This is a genomic window from Bradyrhizobium sp. USDA 4538 (assembly GCF_024171045.1).
GTDB classification, from domain to species: domain Bacteria; phylum Pseudomonadota; class Alphaproteobacteria; order Rhizobiales; family Xanthobacteraceae; genus Bradyrhizobium; species Bradyrhizobium australafricanum.
This window is the reverse complement of the sequence record NZ_JALJZE010000001.1, coordinates 6,339,286-6,364,790: the sequence shown is the minus strand read 5'-3', so window position 1 is coordinate 6,364,790 and position 25,505 is coordinate 6,339,286. Positions and strand designations below refer to the sequence as shown.

The following is a 25,505-nucleotide window of genomic DNA, read 5'->3' as shown; positions in this document are numbered from 1 at the left end:
CAACGCATGAATATCGAGCTTCCGCGCAAACACCTCGATCTGTCCTCCGCCATCGCCGAGGGTGACATCCGCGTGCTGCTGATGGTGCTGGTGCACATGACCGGCGACGAGAAGTGGCTCGAGCCGCCCTACAAGCCGAAGCGCGACGTCCGCCTGATCCCGGATCCCGACGCCGGTGTGCCTCAGGAGATCCAGGACGAGATTCGCGCGGCGGTCCTGAACCTGTTCGCGAACGGCACCCCGAAGCCCGTCATCACCGATCCCGGCAATGAGCTGATGCTGCGGATGATGCGCGCGACGCTCGGCGACAATGTCGCGCCGGAATATGCGCCGCTGATGCGGGAGGAGATGGGCTTCATCCCACGCGACGCGCGCTGGCGCGAGCGCCCTTCTGGCGAGAAGCTGGCGCAGCAGCATGTGCTGATCGTCGGCGCCGGGGTCTGCGCGATCGCGCTTGGCGTCGCGCTCGGCCGGCTCGGCATCCCCTATACGATTGTCGAGAGGCAGGACGAGATCGGCGGCACCTGGTACGTCAACCGCTATCCCGGCTGCGGCGTCGATACGCCGAACCACTCCTATTCCTTCTCGTTCGGCGCCCGCAATCCGTGGACCCGCTATTTCGCGCAGCGCCAGGAGCTGCTCGATTATCTGCTCAAGGTCGTGCGCGAATACGACATCCGCAAGCATGTCCGCCTCAATACCGAGCTCGTCGCCTCGCGCTGGGACGAAGGCAAGCGACGCTGGATCTCGACGCTGAAGACTGCCCGCGGCGAAGAAACCTTTGAATCCACCGCGCTGGTCAGCGCGATCGGCCAGCTCAATGATCCCCTGCCTGCCCGCTTTGAGGGAGACGAGGCCTTCACAGGCCTGAAGGTCCATTCGGCGCTGTGGTCCGACGACATCAAGCTCGACGACAGGCATGTCGCCGTGATCGGCACCGGCGCAACCGCGATGCAGCTGGTGCCGTCGATCGCCGACCGCGTCGCCTCGGTCACCGTCTACCAGCGCACCGCGCAATGGGCGCGGCCGGTGAAGGGCTATTCCGATCCGATCACCGAAGGTGCGCAGTGGCTGCTCGCGCATCTGCCGTTCTATGTGCAGTGGTATCGCTTCAACATGTTCTGGCGTTACGGCGACGGATTGCTGCCGTTCCTGCGCAAGGATCCGGCCTGGCCGCATCCGGACCGCGCCGTCAACAAGGGCAACGACCGGCATCGCCAGGAGCTCGCCGACTTCATCCTGTCCGAGCTGAAGGATCGCCCCGACCTGATCGAGAAATGCATGCCGACCTATCCGCCCTACGGCAAGCGCATCCTGCTCGACAACAACTGGTTCAAGACGCTGACCAAACCGAATGTCGAGCTGGTCACCGACAAGATCGACCATTTCGATCGGCACGGAATCGTCACGGCCGACGGCACGTCGCGGCAGCACGACGTCGTCGTGATCTCGACCGGCTTCAAGGTCTCCGAGATGGCGGCGCGGCTCAACATCACCGGGCGTGACGGCAAGAACCTCAAGCAGACCTGGCACGACGACAATCCGACCGCCTATCTCGGCCTCACCGTGCCTGATTTCCCCAACCTGTTTCTGATGCTTGGTCCCAACTCGGGGCCCGCGCATGGCGGCAGCGTGATCTTCCAGTCGGAATGCCAGAGCCGCTACATCTCCGCCTGCCTTGTCGAGATGATCGAGAACGACATCGCCGCGATCGACGTGCATCCCGACGCGCATGACGCGTATATCCGCAACGTCGACGCCGAGCATGAGCAACTGATCTGGACGCACCCGGGCATGACGACCTACTACCGCAACAGCGGCGGCCGCGTGTTCTCGGCGATGCCGTGGCGGTTCGTCGACTACTGGAAAATGACGCACGATCCGGACTTCACCCAATATCGAAAGACCAAGGCGCGACAGGACTCCTGACCTGAGTTCCCTCGCTCGTTAACTTGACAGAAGGCCATAACTGCCGCAGCATTTCGCTGACTGCACCTGTTGGGGTGCTGGAGCGCTTGCTCCTCGCGTCGCAGGAATTGACGGACGATTATGGGATCGGCCGCCAGGCAGCAGAAGCGGACAGATGTCCGTTGGACCACCCCTCGGAGAGGAGCATGACGCCACCGGCGAAAGCCAGCGACCTTGCTCAGCGGCAAGGTCACGGTGCACGTTGAGGCGAACAGCAGCTGCTAGCCGCGTGCACTGCCGACAATCTGAAGATATCCGCAGGACGAGAGCGCAAAGGCCACGCGCTTTTAGGTCCCGAAACACCACTGGTCTTTACCAGACATCCTTCGCTAAAACGAAGTAGCAGGGCCCCGCAAGATGCTTGAATGCACCGGGGCCCATTCGTTTGCCTGCCATCTCCCTTCATCAGGCCGCATTGCACCCCCGCGCAGGATCGGAAACAATTGTCCCGACCGGGTGAGGAACGATGATGGAAAAGCCGCGCGTACGCATCTACACCGACTACAAGTCTCCCTATGCCTACGTCGCCAACAAGCGGCTATTCGAACTCGAGGAGATCTACAGCGTCGATTTGGAATGGCTGCCCTACACGCTTCGCATTCCCGAATTCATGGGCACGGTCGAGGAACGCACGCCGCACTTCTGGCGCAAGGTGCGCTACGCCTACATGGATGCGCGGCGGTTCGCCAACGCGCAGGGATTGACCATGAAGGGCCCGCGCCGGATCTACGACGCCTTCTACGCCAGCGCCGGGATGCTGTTCGCGCAGCGTCACGGGCTGTTCCGCCCCTATCACGACACGGTGTTGCGGAGATTCTGGAACCATGAGCTCGAGATCGACGAACTGCCCGAGATTGCCGACGTGATCACCGCGGTCGGCGGCTCCGCCGACGCCTTCGAGGCCTATGTTCGCGGTCCTGCCCGCGCCGAACATGATCGCATCATCGACGAGGCCGAAGCCCTCGGCGTGTTCGGCGTGCCCAGCATGGTGTTCAACGGCGAGTTGTTCTGGGGCGGCGACCGCATCGACATGCTGATCGAGCGGATCAAGCAGCCTGAGACGATTGCGATCGCGCTTGGCAGCCGGCACCGGACGTAGGCGCCGACCGTTTCGAATCGGCCTATCGTCGCTGATCGATCAGCCTCCGTTCAGGATCGCCCAGCACCTGGTGCGTTCCAGCACCGGCTTCAACGCCGCGCGCTCGCCGGCATCGAGCGCGGCAAACTTCTCGCGCAGCTGCTGCAGGCATTTGACCTGATATTTGAACGGCGCCAGCGCGTAGGGCAGTCCCCAGACGTTGATCTCGAGCCGTTCGAGGCCCTTCGCGAAGGCATCCGCGTTGGCCGCCAGGAACGGCAGATAAAGTTCGCCGGCGATCCGCAGCAGCGCCTCCGCGAATCCGCCAAGCGCCTGCTCACGAGGATACCAGTCACCCTCGACACCTGACGCATCGTCGAGCCGCCGCACCCAGTGATCGGTGAACGGCGCGCGCTCGCGCATGATCCGCATCGGGGTCGGGTCGGTCGCCATCTCGCTGAGCTGGCCGAACCAGGCAAAATCCGCCAGCGACGGCCGGCTGCCGAACAGATAGCTCCTCATGCCGACCTGAGGCTCGAACGCGGCAAGCGTACGCCGGTAGCTCTCCTCCAGCAGCGGCCTGTTCTCATCCGTTGCGCCGAGAATGACCATGCGCGAAATCTGCCGCTGCCGGAACTCCTCGATCTCCTCGCAGCTGCCGGCCTCGGCCTCCGATGTCGACCACTCCTCGCCGGCCCAGCGCGAGACATAGGCCTGGTCTTCCGGATCCCACCAACGATAGAGAAACAACGGCTTCACCGCCCATTCGTCGGCGAGGTCCTCGAGCAGATCGCAGATGAAAGCGATGGCCTTGTCTTCGGGGATCACCGACCGTCCCTGATGCCGCGCTTCCAGATCATAGGCCAGCGTCGTGGTCTCGCCGCGGTAGCTGCCGTCGGGATATTGCAGCACCGGGATCAGCATCGGCTTCAGATGCGCGGTTGCCTCGCGCAAAGCCTTGGTCATGATCACCCAGTCGTGCGGGATCCGACGGTAGCGCATCAGCGCGCGCAACTTGATCGCATAGGGCGAGGCGGTCGAGCCGATCAGGCGATAGCGGTTCTCCGTCATGGCGACGCCTCCGAAAATGCCGGATTGCCGTACGGATAGAACTGCGCGAGATCGACGTTCTTGTACGGCAGCTTGTCGAGACGCGTGGTACCGAGGAACGGCTCGTCGGGTTCGACCAGGAGGATCGTCTTGGCAAATCCATTGTCGTCGAAGCCGCGCCGGAAATGGACCCGCGACTTGATCGCCATCACGTCAAAGGCGCCGATGTCGGGCACCAGCGCCTTCAGCGAAAACGGCTCCATGATCTGCACCAGATAAGTGGACAGGATCAGCACATTGTTGCGGCCGAAGCGCACGCAGACCCAGAATTGGCCGTAGCCCTCGCCCGCCGCCGAAACCGTACCCTGAATCCGAACCGGATCGCCTGCCGACTCGTCGGCGCGGCCGCCGATCTCCATGTCGAAGGTATCGCCGGCCTTGGCGCCGGCGGCCTTCAGGCTTGCGGTCGCCCTGGCGTCGGCGATGGTCGCGATCACGGTGTTGGCGAGGTCCTGCGCGATGATCTCACGCAGCAGCCAGGTCGCCGACCCCGACCGGTCGCTGTGATCGGCCAGCACCACCGGTGTATTGCCAGCGGCGACGGCCTGCTTGGCCAGCGCAACACCCTCGGTGATGCTGTACAGCCTAGTCGATTGCAGCAAGGCTTCGCGCAGCCGCCAGATCGTGCCGGCGAGATCGCGCGCGACCTGCTCGGCGAGCTTTGGATTGTCGTTGGTCAGAACCTGCACGGTCATGCCGAGATCGGGAACGTCGGCGAACGGGAAGCCGAAGAAGATGTTGACATAGACGTCGACCTCGCGCGCCTCCCAGACCAGCGCGCGCTGCACGAGGTCCATCCAAGGCCGCGCCCCGGTCCATTGCAGCACCGTGGGCAAGATCACGGGAACCTTGATCGTCCTGTGCGCCGGCTTGTAATCGCCTCGGATCGCCCGCACCAACATACGCGCCGCGCGTTCGCCCTGCAGATGCGCGTCATAATGCGGGAAATATTTGACCGCGAATGCCATGTCCGCCTGCTCGAGGAACGCCTCGTCCTCATTGCCGTGAGGATCAAACGTCGCCGCAATGAAGGCGGAGCGGCCGACCACTTCGCGCACCTGCCGCGCCAGATCGGCTTCGGGACGCGGCACGCCGCGCACGGCCATCGCGCCATGCAGGCACAGATAGACGCCGTCGAACGGTCCCTCCTCCTTCAATCCGGCGATCATCTTGCCGGTGAAGGTGCGATAAGCTTCCTCGGTAATCCAGCCGGATCCGGTGTAAGTCTTCGGCCAGAGCGGGGATTCGATGCCGACCAGTTCGACCTCGGAGAACTCGCGCGCCACCTGCACGAAGCCGCCCATATAGTTCTTGGGATCGAACCGCAGCAGCGCCTCGCCTTTGGCCGGCGAGCCCGGATAGATGAAGTCGTCGAGCGTGGTCTCGTTCGGCAGGAACGAGACGGTTTCGTGGGAGAAATGCAGGACGGCGATACGTATCTTGCGATCGCTCATTTTGGTGCGCCTCGGCTGTTTTCCGCATTGTGGCATTGAAGGCGCGGCGCGCCAATCCGCATTCGGTTTTTGCCCGCCAGACCTGCAAATAAGCAGGCGCAGCACAGCTTGCCGCCGCGCGGATTCTGCTATGGTCGCCGCAACAATCGGGCCGCGGCCCCGCAGATATCTCAAGGAGAGAACGCCATGAATCCCCCCGTCAGTTCGCCCGCGATCAAGGTCGTCAAATCGGTTCGCGAGCAGGTGAGCGCCGAGGAGTGGCAGGCCCGCGTCGATCTTGCCGCCTGTTATCGGCTGACGGCGATGTACGGCATGACCGAGATGATCGCGAACCACATCTCCTGCCGCGTGCCCGGCACCACCGACCAGTTCCTGATCAACGCCTACGGCATGCTGTATGAGGAGATCGACGCCTCCAGCCTGATCAAGGTCGACGTCGAGGGCAACACGCTGCTCAACGCCACCGACTACGACGTCAACGTCGCCGGCTTCGTCATTCACAGCGCCATCCACATGGCCAAGCACGACATGGATTGCGTCGCGCACACCCATACCCCGGCCGGCATGGCGGTCTCGGCGATGGAATGCGGCCTGCTGCCGCTGGCGCAGACCTCGATGCGCTTCCTGCACATCGCCTATCACGACTTCGAGGGCATCGCCGACAATGTCGACGAGCGCGAACGCCTGGTCCGCGACCTCGGTGACAACGAGGCGATGATCCTGCGCAATCATGGCCTCTTGGTCGTCGGCCGTACCGTGCCCGCCGCCTTCAACGTGCTGTTCCGCCTCGAGCGCGCCTGCCAGACCCAGGTGATGGCGCTGTCCTGCAATACCAAGCTGATCTATCCGCCGCAAAACATCCTCGAAGACACTTATGAGCGGATGCTGCCGAAGCCGGGCCGCGCCGCCCGCAACGGCGAACTCGCCTGGCCCGCGCTGCTGCGCAAGCTCGACCGGGCGGATCCGTCGTATCGGGATTGAGAGCGAAAGCCGGCTTAGGCCTTCTCCATTCGTCGTCCCGGCGAAGGCCGGGACCCATAACCACAGAATAGCGTTGTTGAAAAACAGGCCGTGGCCCAGCGTCGCGCCACAATTCGCATTCGTGGCAATGGGTCCCGGCCTTCGCCGGGACGACGCTGAAATTGTTGCACGATCTGTGAGTCACACATCCCATTCTCGCGGCGCCTTTCGCCCGAGCTTTGCTGTTCGTTTCACCCTCTGAAAGAGAGGGCGCAGGGAAAGCTGGGTGCCGATCGCACCCATGGGCCCCGAGCAATGGGTAGTAAGCTCGGGGGTAGGACCACAGGTGTAACCGGAAACAACCCGGCTTTCCCAGCGCGATGGGCTACGGCTTATTTCGTGCTCTCCCCGGCGAGACTGGGCTTGCTTGTCACCGTCTTCGCAACGCGCATCGCGCAATTCGAAAAGACACCTACCGCTAGGGCGTCAGGACCACACGACTTGATGTCTAGCCACTTTTTCGACTTGTTGAAAACGGTGGAAGTGCCGGAAAATAAAGGCATTTCCCGCATTGTGTTGGGCGAGCGAGTTGCCCGTCCGGACCCGCTGGGCCCCGATAGGCCCTAGTTTCACGTATGCGCGAGCGCGGCTGGCCCGGTGCCCTGTAGCCCCCTCGCGCCGGGCCGCTGTTTGGCCTTCCTATCGCGGCCGTAAGCGCTCGGATTGCGTGTGTCCTTCTTGCTCAGGAAGCGAAGACGAAGCGTGTGCCCGTGTAGGAGCGCAGGAGCTTGTTCGGCACCTCGGCCTTGGCCATCTCGTAGAACGGCTCACCAGTGCAGTGCAGTGGAATAACGTAGTCGATATCGATACTCTTGAGCGCTGTGATCGTGTCGCGCACATAGCCTTCGTTGTAGGGCGCGAGGTGGAAGCCGCCGATCACCGCATGAACCTTGTTGACGCCCGAAGCCGCTTGGGCCTGTTTGATTGCGTTGATCACCCCGCGATGACTGCAAGAGGTCAATACGATCAACCCGCGGCCTCTTAAATTGAATGCGGTGGCGATCTCGTGCCGGAACTGGTCCGGGATGACAGCCTTCGTCCGTTCGTCCTCTGGAAGCTTGTCGGCATAGCATCCAATGCCGTGGTCCACGCCGATCCTCATGGCGCTGGGGGACAGCAGCTTCTCAAAGCTTGTCTGGTCGATGTGTCCTGTGGTGAAGCCGTGATCGGCGACCAGTGCCGGTCCTTCTACATAGGTGACTGCAACATTGGCGTCTTCCAGCGCTTTCCGATCCAAGGCTCCGAAGTCGCCGCGCACCGGCGGAGCGGTCCATTCGCGCGAGCAGAATGCTTCCTCGCCGCCGATGTAGATAGGCAGCTTGGCTTTCAGCTTGCTGCTGTTTTGCTTTAGGAAGCCAGCAAGACCGCCAAAATGATCGTAGTGACCATGGCTCAAGACAAGGGCGTCAAGCGCGGCCGGATCGATGCCGACGAGATTGGCATTGTTGACAAGCGCGTCAGGTGAGAAGCCGAAATCCACCAAGACATTACGTGCCTCGGTGCCGCGCCGCGTCTCGACGTGCATCGACAGGCCGAACTCACTGATCAGCGTTTTACCGGGCGGCTTGCCTCCGCCGATGCCCCAGCCGAAGTGTTCGATCTCTACATCGGCAACCTTCCGGCTCGGTGCCACGGCGAATTGATAGCTGTCGACCACTACACGTACTGCCACGCGGTCGATCTCCGGAACCTTACCCGCCATCGCTTCTGCCCGCACCGGCTTCGCGCCGCCCATCAACGACGCCACGACGGCGCTGAACAGGGCAGCACCACCGCCGCACACCACATCGCGTCGATGAATTGCGTTGCACTGGCAAATGAACATAGTCAAATCCTCCCTTTGCGCGGCCTTTGCTGCCGCAAGGCATCGCGCGGAAACGCACTCCAACCAAGGGCGGAGGCGTTGGAGTGCCGAACACACCAGCGTCTGGCAGCCCGCACACCGAGGATCATTGCATCCTATCCCCCGTTGGACATCGTGGCGAGTGTCATTCGGCACGGGCGAGGCCGAGCCAAGTTTCGACGGCAAGGTAGAAGCTGGCCGTGCGCGCGTGTGATCGGGGATACAAGCGCAGTGCTTGGTCCGGTTCGGTCAAAAGGCGGCATACCGGAGTTACTCGCCGAAGGTCTGCTCCAGCCCTAAAAGCGGACATGGCCGCTGTTAGCAGCATGCTGTCCGCTCCCGATGCGCGCCGTCTGCCGCCGCCGTGGTGTCGCGGTCGCGTCGAGGACGACAAGGTGATCGATCTGCCCGAGATACCGTGGAGGGCGTGAACTGATCGTGCGGAGAGTTGGCCTGCAAGCCGCGCTTGACGCGCGGCGCAAGCGAACATCAATCGGATGACCGCACACGCCAAGCAGCAAACTGGCTGGCGACCGACAAGAGATGCTCTTGCGAAAAATTTGCAGCTTCTTGACCAGCATTGCGCGCTGTGCGGCGACCTGCTTCTCGGTGCCGCCGATCTCCAGCCCAGTTGTCCTGTCCGATTTGCCTTGGGCGAAACGCCGCAATAGCTGCTTCTCGCGCGGGCTCAAGATCGGCGGTCGTTCAAGCATCGGCGGCCCTAGCTGTCCGTCGAATTGGGTCAGGACACGAACAGCGCCGCAATTGCCATCGCTATCGGGAGCAACCCGAGGCCGATGACGCCCATGGTGAACGCGATTTCGCGATGAGGCAGCGGTTGGAATGGGTGATGCATGACCATGCCCTCCTCGACCCCACCAGCAGCCCCAGCGTCCGCGCGGTCGGATCGGCGCTGGAACTATGCACCCAAAGGGAGACATCCGCCAGACCTGCAACCGAGCACATCACGGTGAGCGTAACTCCGGGGTCGAGGACGATGCCGCGCTCGATCTCGACGTATTACGGCGCGACCGTCGAGCGGTGGCAGCCCCTCCGCAATCAGACGACAGGGTCCTGTGGAGGCCGGAACTTGGCGCGGGGACCGCGCGACGGCGACGTGTGAGGATATTTGCCATCGCGCATTTTCGATTTTATTTTTGTACGAACTGGCACAAAAAGGCGGTGCGCGATGTGGCGCAATGCCGTCGTCCGACATTGTCGAAGTCCGAGCCGTCAGTGCAGCCGTCGCGCCTATCGTACTTGTCGTAACTCTTGAGCAGATCGTCTGCGAACAGGTCTTCGCCAACAACGGAGCTCGCGCATGACCATGAACAGCATCGGTATCCCCGAAGGTTTCGAGCCTCACTTCCGCAAGAGCCCTTTCACCGATCCTTGGGAACCGCTCTATTCGAAGCGCACGGACAAAGCCGTGATCATCGGATTACGGCTGGCCAAGCCGCACACCAATGCGCGTGGCAACGTTCATGGCGGGCTGATCTCCGCGCTTGCTGACAACGCGATGGGCTATAGCTGCGCACAGGCGATTGGCTGGGCATCGTCGCTGGCGACAATCACTCTTGCGGTCGACTTCACCGGCATCGCGCAGATCGGGCAATGGATCACCGTGGACAGCGAGGTGATCAAAACCGGCAGAACGATCTGCTTCGCACAAAGCCTAATCAAGGCCGACGACAGTGTAATCGCGCGTGCGAACGCCACGTTTCGCGTGGTGCCGAAGCATGAGGGTGACACTCATCCCCGTTAGCGTCTACGTCCGATCCGGGTCAAAACGCGACTTGCGTTCTACGTCGGCTCTTAGGCCGTACCGGACGTTCACCACACCGCTGTCGCGGTAGAGCACGACGGCCCGACGCCCGCGAGTAGGAAAGTGGCTCCGCTACCCAGCGACAGATTGGCCGGGCGCTCTGCCAGCCTTTAGCTGCGCATGGCGGCGCGGAAGCCGACGAAGCTCAACGCGCCCGCCACAATGACGGCAATCCAGCTCGGCCAGAACGGTACATCGACGCCATTCAACGTGATGGACCAACCCATCACAATCCGGATCAACTGCAGAAGCGCGATCAGGGCAAAGAAGGCGGCGGCAAGTGTGCAGAAGGTTCTTACGGTCATTGCCCATCTCCGATGGCACACGAGGACCTGCTCGTCCCGTACACCAAAATGGGGAGGGGCGCGGCTCGGCGGCCACTCGCCTTTAGGAGTACACGGCCCTAGATCAGCCCATTGCCGCGCTGCTTGAGCGCCCAATGCCGGTAGGCCTCGTCCTCGTAGGGATCATCCTCTGTCGGCGGCGGGATCAGCTTGGCACCTTCGCGGCGGAAGTGATCGAGGCCGCGACCCATCGCCTTGCCCTTGATCGTGTGCTGATCATGAGCCCAGTCCGGTATCGTCGGGGCGAAATCCTCCAGCGATGACCGCAAGCCGATGGCCGCCGCGAAATGGCAGCCCGCGCGCGACTTCGGTGCAGGCGCCATCATGCGGATGGCATTGCCGATCATCAGGCGCGCTTCGCCGATGCTCTTATTGTACCGTTCCTTGCTCTGCGCCACGGCGGCGGCGACGAACGGCACCACATGCGGCGCGGCCGACGTGTCGCCTACGCGATCTTGTATGCAGCAGACTTGCCGCTGGCGCGCTCGCTCGTGTGGAACATCCCGACCATCGGCATACTCATGAATGTTGCGGCGGTATTCCTGAGGTGAGCGGTCGCGCATCGGGCTCGCGTAGCCCCTACGCCGAGCGGCCTTGCTGCTCGCCCCAATTGCGCCAGTGAGTGGGATGAACCTCCACGGCGCGGTTCGTTGCCGTCTTGATCCAGCCATTGTGGTCACGACGACAGGGGAAGATCAGAGAGTATATGTCCCCCTTAGCGTCGATAACGGCCAATTCCAAGTCGCGATCGAACGGGGCGGTTTCAATCGGCATCCACATCATCACTGACTAGCCGGCGAACCGGCGCGGCTCATTGATTATTGTCAACGGCGTCCTCAATCCTTACCGCGTGACCGTCGATTTTGCGCCTGCCATTCGGCTAGCTTGGCTTCCTCCTCGGCCAAAAGCTTGTGCAAGGTCTCGATCTTCCGAGCGTTGGCTTCCGTTTCCAAAAGTTCTTTGTGTGAGCGATGTTGGCCCGAAAGATGAAATCGGCCATGGTTGCTGCCGTTATGATTGAGCTAGCTTCATCGTGCCACAACCGGCGTGTAAATTGGAAGCCGGTTGGCTCGCCCGCAGGATTGAAACCACGCCAGGACAAAATGGACGAGATCGAGAAACACGGCCTCAAATTGATCGACGTCATGAAGGCCGCCGGACTTGGCGCGGGACAGGTCATCCGCCGAGAGACGATTGATGCGGTTTGGAGCGCTGCTGGTGCAAAGCGCGATGATCTAGCTGCCGGGCTCAAGTTTGCCGAAAGCTTCGGCTGGATCGAGGACCGCGATGGCAGCGGGACTTTCGTGAGGCTGACCCCTGCCGGTGAAGCGATAGTTGCGGTTTAATGTAACGTCTGCCGTCGGTGATGCCGCGACACGTGATCAACGAGCTCCGCGTTCAAACAGTTTAGGATGTGCTCCAACTGCTCATTGACCAGCAAGAGCGCCCTGAGAGCGCTCCGCACATCGCCGTCACAGGCGGCAACGATCTCGTCTAGCTCCCGGTCATACTCGTCCAGATAATCGTTGGTCGTTGGGTGCGGCATGCGAACAACATCCAACCAGAAAATGTCTTGTCGAAACAACGAGCGCAGCATTTCTCCTCGATATTCACAGGCAGGCGCGAAAGAGCCGGTTGCATTTCTGCGGGCCGCGCTCTGCTCTGAACGGATACTTTCAGCCTTTTGGGAGACAATATGGTCGAGGTGTATTTCAACGTCAGGCGCGATCTCCTCGTTGTGAAAAAAGGATTTCCAGTGCCGGACATCAGCGCTCAGGGCAAATGGCGCAAGAGCAAGAAGAGGGTCGTCAGGGTTAGCGAGGAGATCAGGCAGGCGGTTCAGAGCCACGGCTATTACATGCGCAGGCTGAGCGATCTCAAGAAGAACTAACTGCCGAAAAAACGCGTGGCGCGCATGCAAAAGCCCGGCCGTCAATGAGACGGCCGGGCGGAGAGGAAATATGAACTCGATGAACACCGCGAATATGCTGCGGCGCGGGAAACACTTCCATCCCGGACGAATACGGGTGGCGGCCGGTGCCTAGACGCACTCGCGTGGGGGCGGCTGTTAACCGCCAGGCCGAGGCGAGAACGCATCCACGGACGCGGCTATTCGGGTCGCCAATTCAGTGGCGGTCGGCGTGGACTGCGTTTCGAGCGGCGAGCCGACGGAATGGACCGCTGCCAATCCAGCACCAGCGGTCCAAACAGCTATCGCAATTGCAGCGAGATATTCGATCCTCATGGCGATGGTCCCTTGCATCGGCCCCATCAATTAACCCGACACTTTTGGAATTGGTTCCCGAGCGCGAGCGATTTCCTATGAGTATCGCCGGCGTTGCCCGGCGCTTTGCATGGTCGATGCTTCGGCTCTGTGCTCCGTAGGTTCCTCATTCCGTTCGCGATCAGAATTGGGGAACGAAGAGGCTAGCCAAGACTTAGAAGCCATGAGGCCGCCGCTCGCTGGTGAACAACCCGGCGCATGTCGCAGATAGCCAAAGGTCGTTACCAAAGACCCGCTGTTGTCAAAAACCAGCGCTCGCGCAAGATAGCCAAAAGCGGCGGTCTCCGGTTTAGTCACAATCGCTAGCCGCGCCCCGATGTGTTTGCGGGGGGAGCGCACTCTCGGCCTGCCGGTGCGTTGTTCATTCCGACCGGAGGCTGTGTAATGCGCAACCGCATCGACATCGACCACGTTCACAGCCGGGCCATTGTCCGGGAGATCGGCGAGACGCTGCGAGCGTCGCTGGAACCAGAGACGGAACTCTCGCCGAGGCTCAAAATGCAAATCGACCGGCTCCGCGAATTTGAAGAGCAGTCGCCCTCAATCATTCCAGCGGGTGAGCGCTGGGATAAGCCTCGTCGTTGAGCCGGGAGAAGGACTGGGTCCTCACATCGGCTGCGCCGTGCCAGTGCGCGCGTTCCTTTCAGAACAGCCCGATCACGATGAAAAAGGCGACCTCAGTCAGGAAAGTGACGCTCATAATCGCAACTATGAGGAAGGCGTTGCCCGCTGACAGTGGGATCATGATATGCCTCGCATCTTGCGAAGCCCCGAAGCCTCCAAGCGCTAATTCTCCGAGGGCCGGAATGTTTCGGTTCCCGAACGCGGGAGCGGATGTTGCGATCGGTGCTGTCGTCCTGGTTCCACTCGGGAACGCGGTTCAAATATTGAGCCTGATCTGATCTCAGCATCGAGGCCCTAACCTGAGACGGCCTTACCATGCGGATACCAAGAGGGCGACGGACGCGATCAGAGTTGCCGTGCTGAGGGCCACCACGACAAGGGCTTGTTCACTGTGCGCTTGCAGGTTTTTGTCGTCCATTGTCGCCAATGCTGGCTCGCGTATCTCGTTCCTAATTGGGATAAGGCGGTCGTTCCAGAGCGCGCGCGGGAAGACATCAACTCCCGGCGTCACCGGAACTTCCAGTGCCTTGATCGCCTGCGCCGAAATCTCGGCGGGGTCCCTGAGACCAGATTGCGCGACCTTGATAATCGTCTTCGCGATCATTTCCGTCAGCGGGTCATCGCGATCTTTGACGCTGAGCGCGTGCAGCTTTTTCAATAAGGTTGGCGTCTTTCGACGCCATGGCGTCGATTTGTAAGTGCGAATAGATGGACATATTTTGCCCTCTCAGCCCGGTGGCAGAGGTTACCACGACAACCCTGCTCCCCCGGGAAAGCTGCGCTTACGGCACTCGATGCGCGAGCAGACCTGGCTTCGGGGCATTCTTCGGCGGCGGTCCCATCGTCAGCCAAACGGCAAAACCCAACAGAACCGACGCCACCAATAGTCGGAACAATAGATGCAAAGGCCGTCCCCGTCGGCTGCGTGCTCCGACGTTGGGATAAAGCCTAGCGGGGCGCAATTCGACTTGTGGGGTGCGGCGGCGGCGTGGCCATCGCTACGATGGCAAACGAAGAGGGACAACTGAGGCGGCCCTGCCGTGTTCACGCACCGGCGCTAACGCTAGTTCTTGGTTTGGCGTTGGGGGGTATCCGGTGAGCAAGGCCCGCGAGTTTATCGATTTCTGGGTCGAGAATAGCATTCACGCTGTCGAGCAGTTTCGCACTGTCGGCGCGTCGCAGGATATCGCCGAACTGACCCGCCGTCTTGTCGCGGCTGCCAAGGAGCAGGGTTTCTCGGCGGCCGACTTGCAAGCTGAGATCGGCGACATCTCCGACTACATCGGAGACCTGCTCAAAGCAGCGAACAGGGCTGAGCGCGAACGGCGTAAGCCTACGTAGGCATCGCAATGCGGGCGCCTTACTTTGTCAGTCTGCAAACAGCGCCAGGCTTGAGGTTGAGTTCCTCGAACGTACTTTGCTGCTTATCCGTCAAGTTGATGTTGAGGGCAAAGTAGACACGCATAGACATCTCGGCGATCTCGGCCTCGACACGAAACGGAAGCGCAAAATGCGGAGGCCTGCGCGGCTTATAGCGGAGGAACAATACGACGCAAGCGCTCGGGATACTATTTGCTCGCGGCGAAAAGGTCCCATTTCCCGGGCAGCCCCTTTAATTCGTATGAGCCTCGCTCGGAGAACTTCAGATCGGTGCCTGCTACGAGGTCGGTGACCACCCGCGAGACAAATACCTCATTGCTTCCCGACTGCGACATCACCCGCGCGGCTGCGTGGACGGCAATGCCACCGATGTCGTTGCCTCTGATTTCGACCTCGCCGCAATGAAGACCTGCGCGTACGGGCAGGCCAATACTCTTGCTCTCTTCACTGAGCGCCAAGGCGCATCGCACAGCCCGCCCCGGCCCGTCAAAGGTCGCCAGAACGCCATCGCCTGTGCTCTTCACCAAAGTGCCGCGATGCTTGCTGACAATCCGGCCGGAAAGATCGTCGTGATTGTCCAAGAGGTCGCGCCAACGGTGATCGCCGAGTTGCAAAGCGAGATTGGTCGATCCAACGATATCAGTAAAGAGAACGGTAGCGAGTATGCGCTCCAGATCAATTCCCTCGCTGGCGCGTTGTCCAGTGATGAATTCTTCGATGTCTCCGGTAACGCGCTCAATGTCTCCCGTCCAGAACGCGTGATCGCCCGACGGATATTCAATGTATTTCGCTCCCGGGATACCGGCGGCGAGCTTGCGGCCTAACGTTACAGGCACCTGCGCGTCGGTTGTTCGGTGCAGCACTAGAGTTGGCGTGCGGACGACTGGGAGGATGGGGTTGATGTCTATCCGTCGGTTCGAAAGTATGTAGGATTTTAGTGCGCCAGGACTGCTGCCCAACTTTTCGAATTTTGCGATGCGAGCGAGTATCTCCGAATTGCCAGCATCACTCGCGAAAACTCGCTTGAGGAAGTCCCCGTTTCCCCAACTCTTTACGACGTAAGCTAACCGTTCCTGAACCTCGGATGGCGTGAGGTTGGGCGGGAGCAGGTCTGATATCCGCGCCAGCCCTCCGAATAAGACCAAGTGGGAAACGCGCTCTGGGTAGGTCGTTGCGAATAGAACGCTCATCGACGCGCCTTCAGAGAAGCCAACTAGCGCAGCACGCTTGGAGTTGATTGCGTCCATGATCGTGCGGACATCGTCGATACGTTCCTCAAGAGACGGTACGTCGGCCAACCGATCTGATAGTCCTTGACCTCTCTTGTCGAACGTGACGACCCTTGAGAACTTCGCCAAGCGACGAAGAAAGCGCGTATAGCCCGGGAGTTCGTGCTGAAAATCGATGTGGGATATAATGCCCGGAACTAGGATAATGTCGGTAGGCCCGTCGCCCATGACTTGATAGGCGATGTTGAAGTCGCCGCTCTGCGCATACTGCGTCTCGGGCAACGCTACTTCCGTCATCGCGGCCCCCACCATTTGTTCGCGTTTCCAACTATCTTCCAGATCAGGCCGGACATCAACGGACGTCATCCACCGTAGATACCCGGTATTGCCCGTCACGCGATGGGCCGAAGCTGTGGTCTGGCACCTGAAGGTGAACGCTCTAAGGGCCTATTGGGGCCCAGCTCAATCGGCTGGACCTTTCTGCTGACCCAGAATGGCTGCTCAAACCATTAACAGATATGGCTTTTATTCGTTCTTTGGATAACGAAAAAAGAGCTTGCGTCAGGACCACACGACTTCACCGTCCACGTCATGCGCACTCGTCAGTTGCGCAATCGGCGTCCACCGCATCTCGACCCACGTTCGTGACGACCGCGAAGCGCCCCTCAATCGGGTGAGACGGGCGGAATTGGATCACTGATTTGCCCGACGACGGAAGCGGGATTTTGCCCGTCGGGGTGATTTGTCGCAGCCATCGTGCGGTGGGCGCGGAACGTTGTGCCGCTCAGCTTCCGAGCTGAATGGTGCGCTCCAGCGCCGCGGCGAAGCCTTTGAGGGGGACGTTAAAGACAACAGCCTGCCCGTTGCTGATGCTCTGTGCGGCAACGGTGAGCATTTTGGCCCTGCTGATGGTGTCGGTCACGACCGTGGGAAAGGATACCGGCAGCAAGCAGCCTTGCGCCGTGCAGGTGGAGAAGCGCGTCTGTTCGAGATCCTTGCCGTCAAGCTTGAGGACGGCCCCGGCGTCGAACTTCAGCCCGAACGGCATCAAGATGTTGCCTTCGGCCTTTCCGTCCCTGGGAATCAGTTCGATGGCGAAGATTTGCTGATTGGTTTCCTTGGCGAGCTGTGTCTGCCCGAGGGTACACAGCTTGGCCCCGCCGTCGAGCTGGCATTTGACGATCCAGTCTCCGTAGGTCTCGCTGATCGCGGAAGCGCCCTTGGGAAGCTGGACGGCGCGGACCACGCCATCCATCGCGGACGTCTGGCTCCGTGTGTCGATCGGCATGGAGACGGCGCTCCCACTGGCATCCGACACATTGGGTGTTCGGGCGGCTTGCGCCGAACCGACGCCGGCCATGACGACGAGAGCGACGATCGCCCGAAGACGCCTGTCTGCTGCGCTGACCGTCACCATCGCATTCGCTCCGCCTCGTTACGTCCCGAAACCGATCTGCCTTTTCGTCGGCGTATTCGTGGGCATAATTCCCACCTGAACGAGATGCACCTACTTGGAGAACCGCTGATATGCAAGAGCTGATCGCCGCCGGCGTGATTGTCGCGATTGTTGCATTCTGCGGCGGGTATTTCTGGGCAATTGCACGTGAAGCCAGGACCTCGAACAAGGCCGCGAACAAGCAACAACGCAAATAGTAGTCCGGCGCCTCGACCTTGCTCCCGTGATTTGCCCGCGGGATGCGTTTTCAACTAAGCTCACCGGATGGACATGCTCGTCAAGCTCTACGCCCTGCCCGATTCCCGGCCCGCCTACGATCGATTGCTCAAGGCCGGAATTATCATGCGCCGCGCGCTCGCCCCGGAAAAGCACAAGGTTGTCGCCTGGGTGCGGGAGACATTCAGCGAGGCGTGGGCCAGCGAAACCGAGGTCGCGTTCAGCCGCCAACCAGTCTCCTGCTTCATCGCGATCCAGCAAAAGAAGATCCTCGGATTCGCCTGCCATGACGCGGCCTGTCGCAACTTCTTCGGTCCGACCGGCGTCGCGCCGAAGGCGCAGCAAGGCGGAATCGGCAAGGCGCTGCTGTTCGCCTGCCTCGAGGACATGAAGCACCAGGGGTTCGGCTACGCCATCATCGGCGGCGTCGGGCCGGCGGATTTCTATACGAAAGCTGTCGGCGCGGTGGCCATCGAAGGTTCCGCGCCGGGGATCTATCGAGGATTGCTGTAGCTGCGCCGCAGGTCCATTTCCGGTCTTGTCGCGCTACGAGACAGACTGGCAATGTCTGCGTTCACGGAGATCGGGTAACCCAAGGATGGCTGGCGGGTTGAAGATCACGACCGGCATCATCGCCGCGGTGCTGGTCATTGCGGCGGTGGCTCAGGCGCGCAGCGTGCTCGCCCCGCTTGCGGCCGCCCTGTTTATCATCGCGATCGTCTGGCCCGTTCAGCAACGGCTGCAGTCGTGGCTGCCGAAACTCCTCGCGCTCGCCATTACCGTCGTTGTTACGGTTGCCACCTGCATCGCGTTTGCCTCGCTGGCAGCATGGGGGTTCGGCCGCGTCGGGCGCTCCTTGATTGCGGATGCGGCGCGGTATCAGGCCTTCTACGATGCCGCGGTGATCTGGCTCGACGGCCATGGCGTCTCGTTCGCCGGCGTCTGGGCGGAGCATTTCAATGTCGGCTGGCTGCTGCGTACCACGCAATACGTCACGGGCCGCGTCAACACCACATTGAGTTTCTGGCTCATCGCGCTGGTCTATGTCGTGCTGGGACTTCTCGAGGTCGAAGACGCTGGTCGACGAATCCAGCGGCTGGAGAATCGCACAGCTGCGCGCGTCCTGCTCAAGGGCAGCAAAGCGACGGCCGCCAAGTTTCGTAAATATATGCTGGTGCGGACGCAGATGAGCGCGGTGACGGGTCTCTTAGTCGGCCTGTTCGCCGCTGTGACCGGGCTGCCATTCGCATTCGAATGGGGCGTGATCGCCTTTGTCCTCAACTACATTCCTTTCGTCGGTCCTTTCATCGCGACGCTGTTCCCCACGCTGCTGGCCATGACACAGTTCGAGAGCTGGCCCGCGGTGTTCGGCGTGTTCGCCTGTCTCAACGTCATCCAGTTCGTGGTCGGCAGCTATATCGAACCGCGGGTGGCCGGTTCGACGTTGTCGATCTCGCCGTTTCTGGTGCTGTTTGCGATCTTCTTCTGGAGCTCGCTTTGGGGCCTGTTCGGGACCTTCATCGGCGTACCGATCACGCTCGCTATTCTGACCTTCTGTGCCGAGAGTCCGTCGGCCGCATGGATAGCCGATCTGTGTGGCGGATCGCACGAAGATAAGCTGGAAGCGTCCTAGCTTGCGGCAATCTCAACCCGCTCGGGCTCGGTGAGGCAAAGCTTCCGGTCCGGGCCGACCATCATTTTGTGGATATAGAAATAGCTGACTTCATCGTCGGCCCCCATCACCGGCGACGGGGCCGAGACGATCCTCGACGCACCACATGTACCGATCCAATCGATATGCCGGTGACCGTGCATCACCACTGAGCGATCGGAAAACCGTTGCAACCTGCGTACAAACCAGCTGCCGTTGATCAAGGCTGTCCCAATGCGCTCGGCAAATGTCTTCACTGGCATGGGATATTCCATCACGTGATGATGTAACGCGATGGTCCAGCATGCCGTCGGAAAATGACGGATCGCAGCCTCCAACCGCCGCGTTTGCGCTTCCGAAACCAAACCGAGCGCGTTGGTGAAGGAGAAGTGGGTTTCGGCGTTGGAGTTGAGAATGGCGATCCCGAGGCCACCGTCCTGGTCCGGCGGCAGGATCATTGGGAATTGATCATCGAACAGGCCACGGAGCGCGGCTGCGCGGCGCACGCCTCCGTGCTGCGCAAATTGCGTTATCCGATCATGATAAGGGGCCAGCGCCTGGTTCAGCGTCGCCGACGGTTTGCCGGAACCGTCGATGACGCGCACGCGATCGCCCTGGACGGCCGCGATCGCCGACAGGGTACGCATCTGCCGTAGCCGCTTGCCTGGGCTGAACGGCAGGTCGAGGCGCGCAGGATTGGCACGATCCACGACGTTAACGTCATGATTGCCCGGAAGCATGATGATGCGTGCTGCAAGCTCGGGATGACCTGCCAATGCATCGAGAAATTCCGCCCATTCGCCGGGCCGGCCGGCGTCCGTCATATCGCCGCTGATCAGCACGTGGTCGAGCGGATCAACGCTGTGAATTTCGGCAAGGCGAGCCAACACGCGATTGAAGTGCTCGTTTCCCCGCGGACCGGCGGTCCCGCTTTCAATGCGGAAACCGTACCGCTCGCCGACCACGTGAAGATCGGACAGATGCGCAAGGCGCCAGCAGCGGCCTCCGGACGGAGTCGCGTCGAATCCGGCCAGGTCGGCCGGTTGTTCCATACTGGCGTCGGCCACGCTCCAGGCCAGTGACGCGACCGCAAGATAGCAGGACACCAGCACCGCGGCGTTCGCGAACGTCGGCAACACCAGACGATGGATCAGAACAAGGTCATTGACGGTCGCAGTCCATTGCGAGGCAGGCCAGGCCAGGGCCGCGATCAATGCCGCCCCCGCGGAGAGCAGTATGCCGGCGCCGACCGAGCAACCGCGGCGCAGCCTCGTGCGAGAGGCAGGAGTCGCGCCGGTGCGCCAAAGCAGCTCCGCCAGATGGCCCAGCGCCTCGCGTGTGAAGGCATAACTCGGTTGGACCGCGAGCGCGTTCAGCGACCAGAAGCTTGTTTCCGCGATTTGAAGCAGCGGTCGTCCGCCGAGCCATCCCAACGCTGCGATCACAACCAGCGCCAGCACGGCGCCCACTTCGGACAGGGCAAGAGCGTGTTGCGAAAGGCTCGAAATCCAGGCGGATGCGACCAGTGGCGCAAGGCCGAGCAGTACGCCCGGAAGCAGAAGCGAGACCGTCCAGGCGAACAACAGTTTCGCCGGGCTTATCTCAACCAGAAGGCTACCCACGATCGCGAACAACGAACGCTGTTCCGGGCTGGCGGCATTGTCCTCAAAGTCGCCGCGGCGGGGATCAAGCAGCACGCCGACGTCCTCCGTTGCACGGCGCATTCTGTCACAAACCGCTTCAGACCAACATACGCGTCAGGCTTAGCGCAGCTTCCCGAAGAACTCGCGCACCTCGCCGACGAACAGCTCGGGCTGCTCGAATGCCGAGAAATGTCCCCCTTTCGGCATCTCGCTCCAGTGCTGGATGTTGGTGAAGTTTGTCTCCATCCATTTGCGAACCGGCGTGACGATCTCCTTGGGAAACACGGCAACGCCGGTCGGCACACCCACCTTGTGCGGGGTTCGCTTGCCCGGCCCAAAGCTTTCCCAATAGAGCCGCGCCGATGACGCAGCCGTCGCGGTGACCCAGTACAGCATGACGTTGTCGAGCAGTTCGTCGCGGCTGAGGATGTTTTCCGGATGGCCGTCGCAATCGGTCCAGGCCCAGAACTTTTCGAGAATCCAGGCCGCCTGCCCGCAGGGCGAATCCGTCAGGCCATAGCCGAGCGTCTGCGGCCGGGTGGACTGCTGCTTGGAATAGCCGGAATCCCAGTCGGCATAATATTTGATGCCGTTGAGCGCCCTCGTCTCCTCCGGCGTCGGCTGCCCCTCGACATTGGGCCAGGTCGACATCGCAAGCGTGATGTGGATGCCGGCGCAATGTGCAGCATCCTGCCCGCCGATCGCGGTCGTGACCGCGGAGCCCCAGTCGCCGCCTTGCGCGAAATAGCTGGCGTAGCCGAGCCGCAGCATCAGGACGGCCCAGGCCGTCGCGATCCGGTCGACGCCCCAGCCCGTCGCTATAGGCTTGGCCGAGAAGCCGAAGCCCGGCAATGACGGGCACACCACGTGGAAGGCATCGGCGGCGCGGCCGCCATGCGCGGTCGGATCGGTCAGCGGCTCGATCACCTTGTGGAATTCGACCACCGATCCCGGCCAGCCATGGGTGATGATCAAGGGCCGCGCCTCCGGATGCTTCGAGCGGACATGAATGAAGTGGATGTCGAGCCCGTCGATTTCGGTGGTGAACTGGCTGAAGCGGTTGAGCCGCGCCTCGCGCTGCCGCCAATCATAGGTCTCGGTCCAATAGTGGCAGATGTCCTTGATCCATTGCAGCGGCGCGCCCTGGCTCCAGTCGTCGACCAGTTCGGCTTCCGGCCATCGGCTCCGGCGCAGCCGGCTGCGCAGATCCTCGAGGACATCGTCGCTGACGGCGATGCGGAACGGGCTGATGGCGGTCATGGCGTCTCCCCGGGATGCTGAACTTTCGGGGAAAGATAGGCTGGCGCGGGTCGCCGATCAAACCTCGCGCCGCAAACCTCGCCTGCACGGACCCTGCACGACTAGCCGCGAAATCTGACGACAAGAACCATTATCGGCACCGCGATCTTGCTAAGACATCGGCCACAATAGATCGACATCACGCGCAGGCGATCGAAGCGCTGATGTCACAGAGGACGGAGCTTGTTGTGGCAATCTATCTGAGATTAGCATCCGTGACAGACAAGATGCCGTGCTGAAGTTGGGATTGCCGCTGGTCAATAGCTCGCTGAGCTATTTGCCGATCGCCGCCTCGAGTAGCGCCTGGGCCTGCTTGGTGGCCGCGGCGAAGGCCGGCTGTTGCGGTGCGCGTTCGGTGAAGCAGCGCTTGAACGCATCCTCGCCCTGCTGGCGCAGGTCGCCGAGCTTGTCATAGGCCTGCCGGGTGATCTGCTTGCGCTCGAGCCTCTCGGCCGCCGCATCGGCCTTCTTGTTGTAGTCGGCGCGGATCGCGGTGCAGGTCGGCACTTCCACCGCCGGCTCGATCTCGCCATAGGCGACATACATCTTGCCACCAGCGAGCGCCGCCACGAACACCTCGTCGGCCTTGTCGGGGAACGAATCCTGGGTACGGCCGGCCAGGAAGCCGTAAGCCAGGGTGGCCGACGCCGGCTTGGCGATCGGCAGGTCGTCGAAATTGACCACCGCGGCATCGGTCGAGATCGCCTGGGTGTAGAGGCCCTCGAACTTCAGGGCGGCATCGATCTGCTGCGGCACGTTCTTGCTGCCCTTGTCCCACCAGGTCTTGTGTTCGTGCAGCCAGCGCGTGAATAGAGGCTCGGTGGTGACGATGATATGGGCTTTCGGCTCGACGAAGCTGCCGTCGGCACGCTTTTCTCCGATCTTTGCCCCGTCCCTGCCGGTGTCGGCATCGAAGCGCAGGCCGTCCAGCATGCCGAACCCCATATCGCCCTTGTATAGAGTGTCGAGGTTGAGCTGGGCGGGAGCAAAGCCCGGCCGGGCGGGCTGTGACAGGATGGCCGTCAGCTGCCCCTTCAGCTCGTCGCGCGCGGCTGCCTCGGCCTTGTCGACGACCTCATTGATCTTGTTGTCGTTCGACAGCTTGGCGAATTTGGCGATCGCGGCGCCACGCGCGGCGATATAGCGGTCTTCCTGCGACGCGGCGCGGGCCGGCGAAAGCAGCAGGATCGGGGAAAGGACGAGGGCAAAGCGGAAGATAAAATGCATGCCCTGTGGTCGTCCGCAGGGCATGCAAGGTTCAAGGTCACGGGTACTACCAGCATATCCCTCGCCGGCAGACCCTCTGCCGGCGCAGGATCTCGTCAAGGCGAGTCAGTCAGGCCGCCTTTGTCACGGTGCCGTCGTCAGGCCGCCTTGGACTTCGCCACGTGGGTAGCGATCGCATCCATCAGCGGCGGCGACAAGCAGTCATAGGGCTCGAGCCCAAGCTCCTTGAGCCGCGACCTGATCCCGGCCATATCGGCCGGCTTGACGCCGGACTCGATCACCGACGACACGAAGGCGGCAAATCCGGGCGCAGCCGAGCCGGACTCCTGGAACAGCTCGGGATGGATGAAGTCGAGGCCATAGAACGGATGGCCCTTGTTCTCGATCCGGCCGTACATGTGGGTGCCGCATCCCGTGCAGGCATGGCGCTGGATCACCGCCGCGGCATCGACGATCTTCAGCTTGTCGCCGTTCTCCAGCACGGTGACATTCTCGCGCGGCACCACCGCGACCACCGAGAAGGTGGCGCCCGAAGGCTTCCAGCACTTGGTGCAGCCGCAGGCATGGTTGTGGGCGACGTCGCCCTTGATGCCGACCTTGACCGGCTTGTCCGCGCATTTGCAGACCAGCGTGCCGCCGGCAAAGCTGCCGGAGCCTTGCTTGACGCCATTGTCGACCGACGGGTGGATATGAACAGTCATTGACCTATCCTCCTAGTGCTTGGTGTTGTGATTTCAGAATACGACGACCGAACGGATCGATTTTCCCTCGTGCATCAGGTCGAAGCCCTTGTTGATCTCGTCGAGTTTCAGCACGTGGGTGATCATCGGATCGATCTGGATCTTTCCGCCCATGTACCAGTCGACGATCTTCGGCACGTCGGTGCGGCCGCGTGCGCCGCCGAAGGCCGTGCCCTTCCAGACCCGTCCGGTGACGAGCTGGAACGGCCGGGTCGCGATCTCCTTGCCGGACTCCGCGACACCGATCACCACCGAGACGCCCCAGCCGCGATGGCAGGCTTCCAGCGCCTGCCGCATCACGTTGGTGTTGCCGGTGCAGTCGAAGGTGTAGTCGGCGCCGCCGTCGGTCAGGCCCACCAGGTGCTGGACGATGTCGCCGCCCACCTTGGTCGGGTTGACGAAATGCGTCATGCCGAACTGCTTGCCCCAGGCTTCCTTGGAGTCATTGATATCGACGCCGATGATCTTGTCGGCGCCGACCATCTTGGCGCCCTGGATCACGTTGAGGCCGATGCCGCCGAGGCCGAACACCACCACGTTGGAGCCCGGCGTCACCTTGGCGGTGTTGACGACCGCGCCGACACCGGTGGTGACGCCGCAGCCGATGTAGCAGCTCTTGTCGAACGGCGCGTCCTCGCGAATCTTGGCCACCGCGATCTCGGGCAGCACGGTGAAGTTCGAGAAGGTCGAGCAGCCCATATAGTGGAAGACCGTCTTGCCCTTGTAGCTGAAGCGCGAGGTGCCGTCGGGCATCACGCCCTTGCCCTGGGTGGCGCGGATCGCGGTGCAGAGATTGGTCTTCTGGCTCAGGCAGCTTTTGCACTGCCGGCATTCCGGCGTGTAGAGCGGGATCACATGATCGCCCGGCTTGACCGACGTCACGCCGGCGCCGACCTCGCGAACGATGCCCGCACCTTCGTGCCCGAGGATCGAGGGAAAGATGCCCTCGCTGTCGAAGCCGTCGAGCGTGTAGGCATCGGTGTGACAGATGCCCGTCGCCTTGATCTCGACCAGGACCTCGCCGGCCTTGGGACCCTCCAGATCGAGCTCGACGATCTCAAGCGGCTTCTTTGCTTCAAATGCGACTGCGGCGCGGGTCTTCATCTTGGTCTCC

25 protein-coding genes are annotated in these 25,505 nt (G+C 61.7%); 10 read left to right on the top strand and 15 right to left on the bottom strand.

Annotation, left to right across the window (positions count from 1 at the left end; translation table 11 throughout):
• The first annotated feature begins 6 nt into the window (after window positions 1–6).
• Both J2R78_RS28855 and J2R78_RS28850 read left to right on the top strand, forming a co-directional pair.
• A complete protein-coding gene (locus J2R78_RS28855; protein ID WP_253607718.1) occupies window positions 7–1,929 on the top strand; it encodes an NAD(P)/FAD-dependent oxidoreductase in 1,923 nt (640 codons plus the stop codon).
• 508 nt (window positions 1,930–2,437) lie between these two features.
• Window positions 2,438–3,067, top strand: a complete 630-nt coding sequence (locus J2R78_RS28850; protein WP_253609937.1) for a 2-hydroxychromene-2-carboxylate isomerase — start codon at window positions 2,438–2,440, stop codon at window positions 3,065–3,067.
• Between the two features lie 39 nt (window positions 3,068–3,106).
• On the opposite strand, the gene J2R78_RS28845 is transcribed toward J2R78_RS28850, so the two are convergent.
• On the bottom strand, window positions 3,107–4,117 hold the full coding sequence (locus J2R78_RS28845; RefSeq protein ID WP_253607717.1) for a glutathione S-transferase N-terminal domain-containing protein: 1,011 nt from the start codon (window positions 4,115–4,117) through the stop codon (window positions 3,107–3,109).
• Window positions 4,114–5,610 carry a M81 family metallopeptidase gene (locus J2R78_RS28840; protein WP_253607716.1) on the bottom strand — a complete coding sequence of 499 codons (1,497 nt, stop codon included), beginning with the start codon at window positions 5,608–5,610 and terminating at the stop codon, window positions 4,114–4,116. Before J2R78_RS28840 ends, J2R78_RS28845 begins: the two co-directional genes overlap by 4 nt.
• 186 nt (window positions 5,611–5,796) lie before the next feature.
• On the opposite strand from J2R78_RS28840, the gene J2R78_RS28835 reads away from it, so the two are divergent.
• The gene (locus J2R78_RS28835; RefSeq protein ID WP_021080321.1) at window positions 5,797–6,591 is read left to right on the top strand and encodes a class II aldolase/adducin family protein; all 795 of its coding nucleotides are present in this window, start codon (window positions 5,797–5,799) and stop codon (window positions 6,589–6,591) included.
• Between the two features lie 721 nt (window positions 6,592–7,312).
• Here the strand turns inward: J2R78_RS28835 and J2R78_RS28830 are convergent.
• Window positions 7,313–8,455, bottom strand: a complete 1,143-nt coding sequence (locus J2R78_RS28830) for an MBL fold metallo-hydrolase (protein WP_229163158.1) — start codon at window positions 8,453–8,455, stop codon at window positions 7,313–7,315.
• Between the two features lie 314 nt (window positions 8,456–8,769).
• Entirely contained in the window at window positions 8,770–9,186 is a 417-nt protein-coding gene (locus J2R78_RS28825) for a helix-turn-helix transcriptional regulator (RefSeq protein WP_253607715.1), read from the bottom strand.
• A 614-nt stretch (window positions 9,187–9,800) separates the two neighbouring features.
• On the opposite strand from J2R78_RS28825, the gene J2R78_RS28820 reads away from it, so the two are divergent.
• Window positions 9,801–10,238, top strand: coding sequence for a PaaI family thioesterase (locus J2R78_RS28820; protein ID WP_229163160.1), 438 nt, complete (start codon window positions 9,801–9,803; stop codon window positions 10,236–10,238).
• A gap of 170 nt (window positions 10,239–10,408) precedes the next feature.
• Here J2R78_RS28820 and J2R78_RS28815 read toward each other — a convergent pair whose 3' ends face one another.
• Together J2R78_RS28815 and J2R78_RS28810 are read right to left on the bottom strand one after the other, a co-directional pair.
• Window positions 10,409–10,603, bottom strand: a complete 195-nt coding sequence (locus J2R78_RS28815; RefSeq protein WP_229158033.1) for a hypothetical protein — start codon at window positions 10,601–10,603, stop codon at window positions 10,409–10,411.
• Window positions 10,604–10,701: 98 nt separating this feature from the next.
• The gene (locus J2R78_RS28810; protein WP_253607714.1) at window positions 10,702–11,205 is read right to left on the bottom strand and encodes a hypothetical protein; all 504 of its coding nucleotides are present in this window, start codon (window positions 11,203–11,205) and stop codon (window positions 10,702–10,704) included.
• 435 nt (window positions 11,206–11,640) lie between these two features.
• Between J2R78_RS28810 and J2R78_RS28805 the strand changes: the two genes are divergently transcribed.
• Window positions 11,641–11,988 carry a hypothetical protein gene (locus tag J2R78_RS28805; protein ID WP_253636027.1) on the top strand — a complete coding sequence of 116 codons (348 nt, stop codon included), beginning with the start codon at window positions 11,641–11,643 and terminating at the stop codon, window positions 11,986–11,988.
• Here the strand turns inward: J2R78_RS28805 and J2R78_RS45430 are convergent.
• Window positions 11,985–12,620, bottom strand: a complete 636-nt coding sequence (locus tag J2R78_RS45430) for a hypothetical protein (protein WP_375167068.1) — start codon at window positions 12,618–12,620, stop codon at window positions 11,985–11,987. The two genes, J2R78_RS28805 and J2R78_RS45430, sit on opposite strands and share 4 nt — an antisense overlap.
• 690 nt (window positions 12,621–13,310) lie before the next feature.
• Between J2R78_RS45430 and J2R78_RS28790 the strand changes: the two genes are divergently transcribed.
• The gene (locus tag J2R78_RS28790) at window positions 13,311–13,511 is read left to right on the top strand and encodes a hypothetical protein (protein ID WP_225645917.1); all 201 of its coding nucleotides are present in this window, start codon (window positions 13,311–13,313) and stop codon (window positions 13,509–13,511) included.
• 349 nt (window positions 13,512–13,860) lie between these two features.
• On the opposite strand, the gene J2R78_RS28785 is transcribed toward J2R78_RS28790, so the two are convergent.
• Window positions 13,861–14,208 carry a hypothetical protein gene (locus J2R78_RS28785; RefSeq protein ID WP_253607711.1) on the bottom strand — a complete coding sequence of 116 codons (348 nt, stop codon included), beginning with the start codon at window positions 14,206–14,208 and terminating at the stop codon, window positions 13,861–13,863.
• A gap of 437 nt (window positions 14,209–14,645) precedes the next feature.
• Between J2R78_RS28785 and J2R78_RS28780 the strand changes: the two genes are divergently transcribed.
• Window positions 14,646–14,891, top strand: a complete 246-nt coding sequence (locus J2R78_RS28780; RefSeq protein WP_253607710.1) for a hypothetical protein — start codon at window positions 14,646–14,648, stop codon at window positions 14,889–14,891.
• Between the two features lie 227 nt (window positions 14,892–15,118).
• Here J2R78_RS28780 and J2R78_RS28775 read toward each other — a convergent pair whose 3' ends face one another.
• Together J2R78_RS28775 and J2R78_RS28770 are read right to left on the bottom strand one after the other, a co-directional pair.
• The gene (locus J2R78_RS28775; RefSeq protein ID WP_253607709.1) at window positions 15,119–16,525 is read right to left on the bottom strand and encodes an adenylate/guanylate cyclase domain-containing protein; all 1,407 of its coding nucleotides are present in this window, start codon (window positions 16,523–16,525) and stop codon (window positions 15,119–15,121) included.
• 418 nt (window positions 16,526–16,943) lie between these two features.
• Window positions 16,944–17,576 carry an invasion associated locus B family protein gene (locus J2R78_RS28770; RefSeq protein WP_253607708.1) on the bottom strand — a complete coding sequence of 211 codons (633 nt, stop codon included), beginning with the start codon at window positions 17,574–17,576 and terminating at the stop codon, window positions 16,944–16,946.
• A gap of 110 nt (window positions 17,577–17,686) precedes the next feature.
• Between J2R78_RS28770 and J2R78_RS44815 the strand changes: the two genes are divergently transcribed.
• The 3 genes from J2R78_RS44815 (at window position 17,687) to J2R78_RS28760 (ending at window position 19,464) form a co-directional block, all read left to right on the top strand.
• Window positions 17,687–17,812 carry a hypothetical protein gene (locus tag J2R78_RS44815; RefSeq protein ID WP_256558678.1) on the top strand — a complete coding sequence of 42 codons (126 nt, stop codon included), beginning with the start codon at window positions 17,687–17,689 and terminating at the stop codon, window positions 17,810–17,812.
• 67 nt (window positions 17,813–17,879) lie between these two features.
• Window positions 17,880–18,344 (top strand): GNAT family N-acetyltransferase, encoded by a 465-nt coding sequence (locus tag J2R78_RS28765; protein WP_253607707.1) that lies wholly within the window; start codon window positions 17,880–17,882, stop codon window positions 18,342–18,344.
• An 85-nt stretch (window positions 18,345–18,429) separates the two neighbouring features.
• Window positions 18,430–19,464, top strand: a complete 1,035-nt coding sequence (locus J2R78_RS28760; RefSeq protein WP_253609936.1) for an AI-2E family transporter — start codon at window positions 18,430–18,432, stop codon at window positions 19,462–19,464.
• Here J2R78_RS28760 and J2R78_RS28755 read toward each other — a convergent pair.
• The 5 genes from J2R78_RS28755 to J2R78_RS28735 form a co-directional block, all read right to left on the bottom strand.
• A complete protein-coding gene (locus J2R78_RS28755) occupies window positions 19,461–21,179 on the bottom strand; it encodes a metallophosphoesterase (RefSeq protein WP_309145020.1) in 1,719 nt (572 codons plus the stop codon). The two genes, J2R78_RS28760 and J2R78_RS28755, sit on opposite strands and share 4 nt — an antisense overlap.
• Before the next feature lie 66 nt (window positions 21,180–21,245).
• The gene (locus J2R78_RS28750; RefSeq protein ID WP_253607705.1) at window positions 21,246–22,385 is read right to left on the bottom strand and encodes an epoxide hydrolase family protein; all 1,140 of its coding nucleotides are present in this window, start codon (window positions 22,383–22,385) and stop codon (window positions 21,246–21,248) included.
• 312 nt (window positions 22,386–22,697) lie between these two features.
• Window positions 22,698–23,651 (bottom strand): hypothetical protein, encoded by a 954-nt coding sequence (locus J2R78_RS28745; protein WP_253607704.1) that lies wholly within the window; start codon window positions 23,649–23,651, stop codon window positions 22,698–22,700.
• 137 nt (window positions 23,652–23,788) lie between these two features.
• Window positions 23,789–24,352, bottom strand: a complete 564-nt coding sequence (gene gfa / locus J2R78_RS28740; protein ID WP_016847312.1) for an S-(hydroxymethyl)glutathione synthase — start codon at window positions 24,350–24,352, stop codon at window positions 23,789–23,791.
• A 33-nt stretch (window positions 24,353–24,385) separates the two neighbouring features.
• Entirely contained in the window at window positions 24,386–25,495 is a 1,110-nt protein-coding gene (locus J2R78_RS28735; protein WP_024580243.1) for an S-(hydroxymethyl)glutathione dehydrogenase/class III alcohol dehydrogenase, read from the bottom strand.
• Window positions 25,496–25,505: the final 10 nt, after the last annotated feature.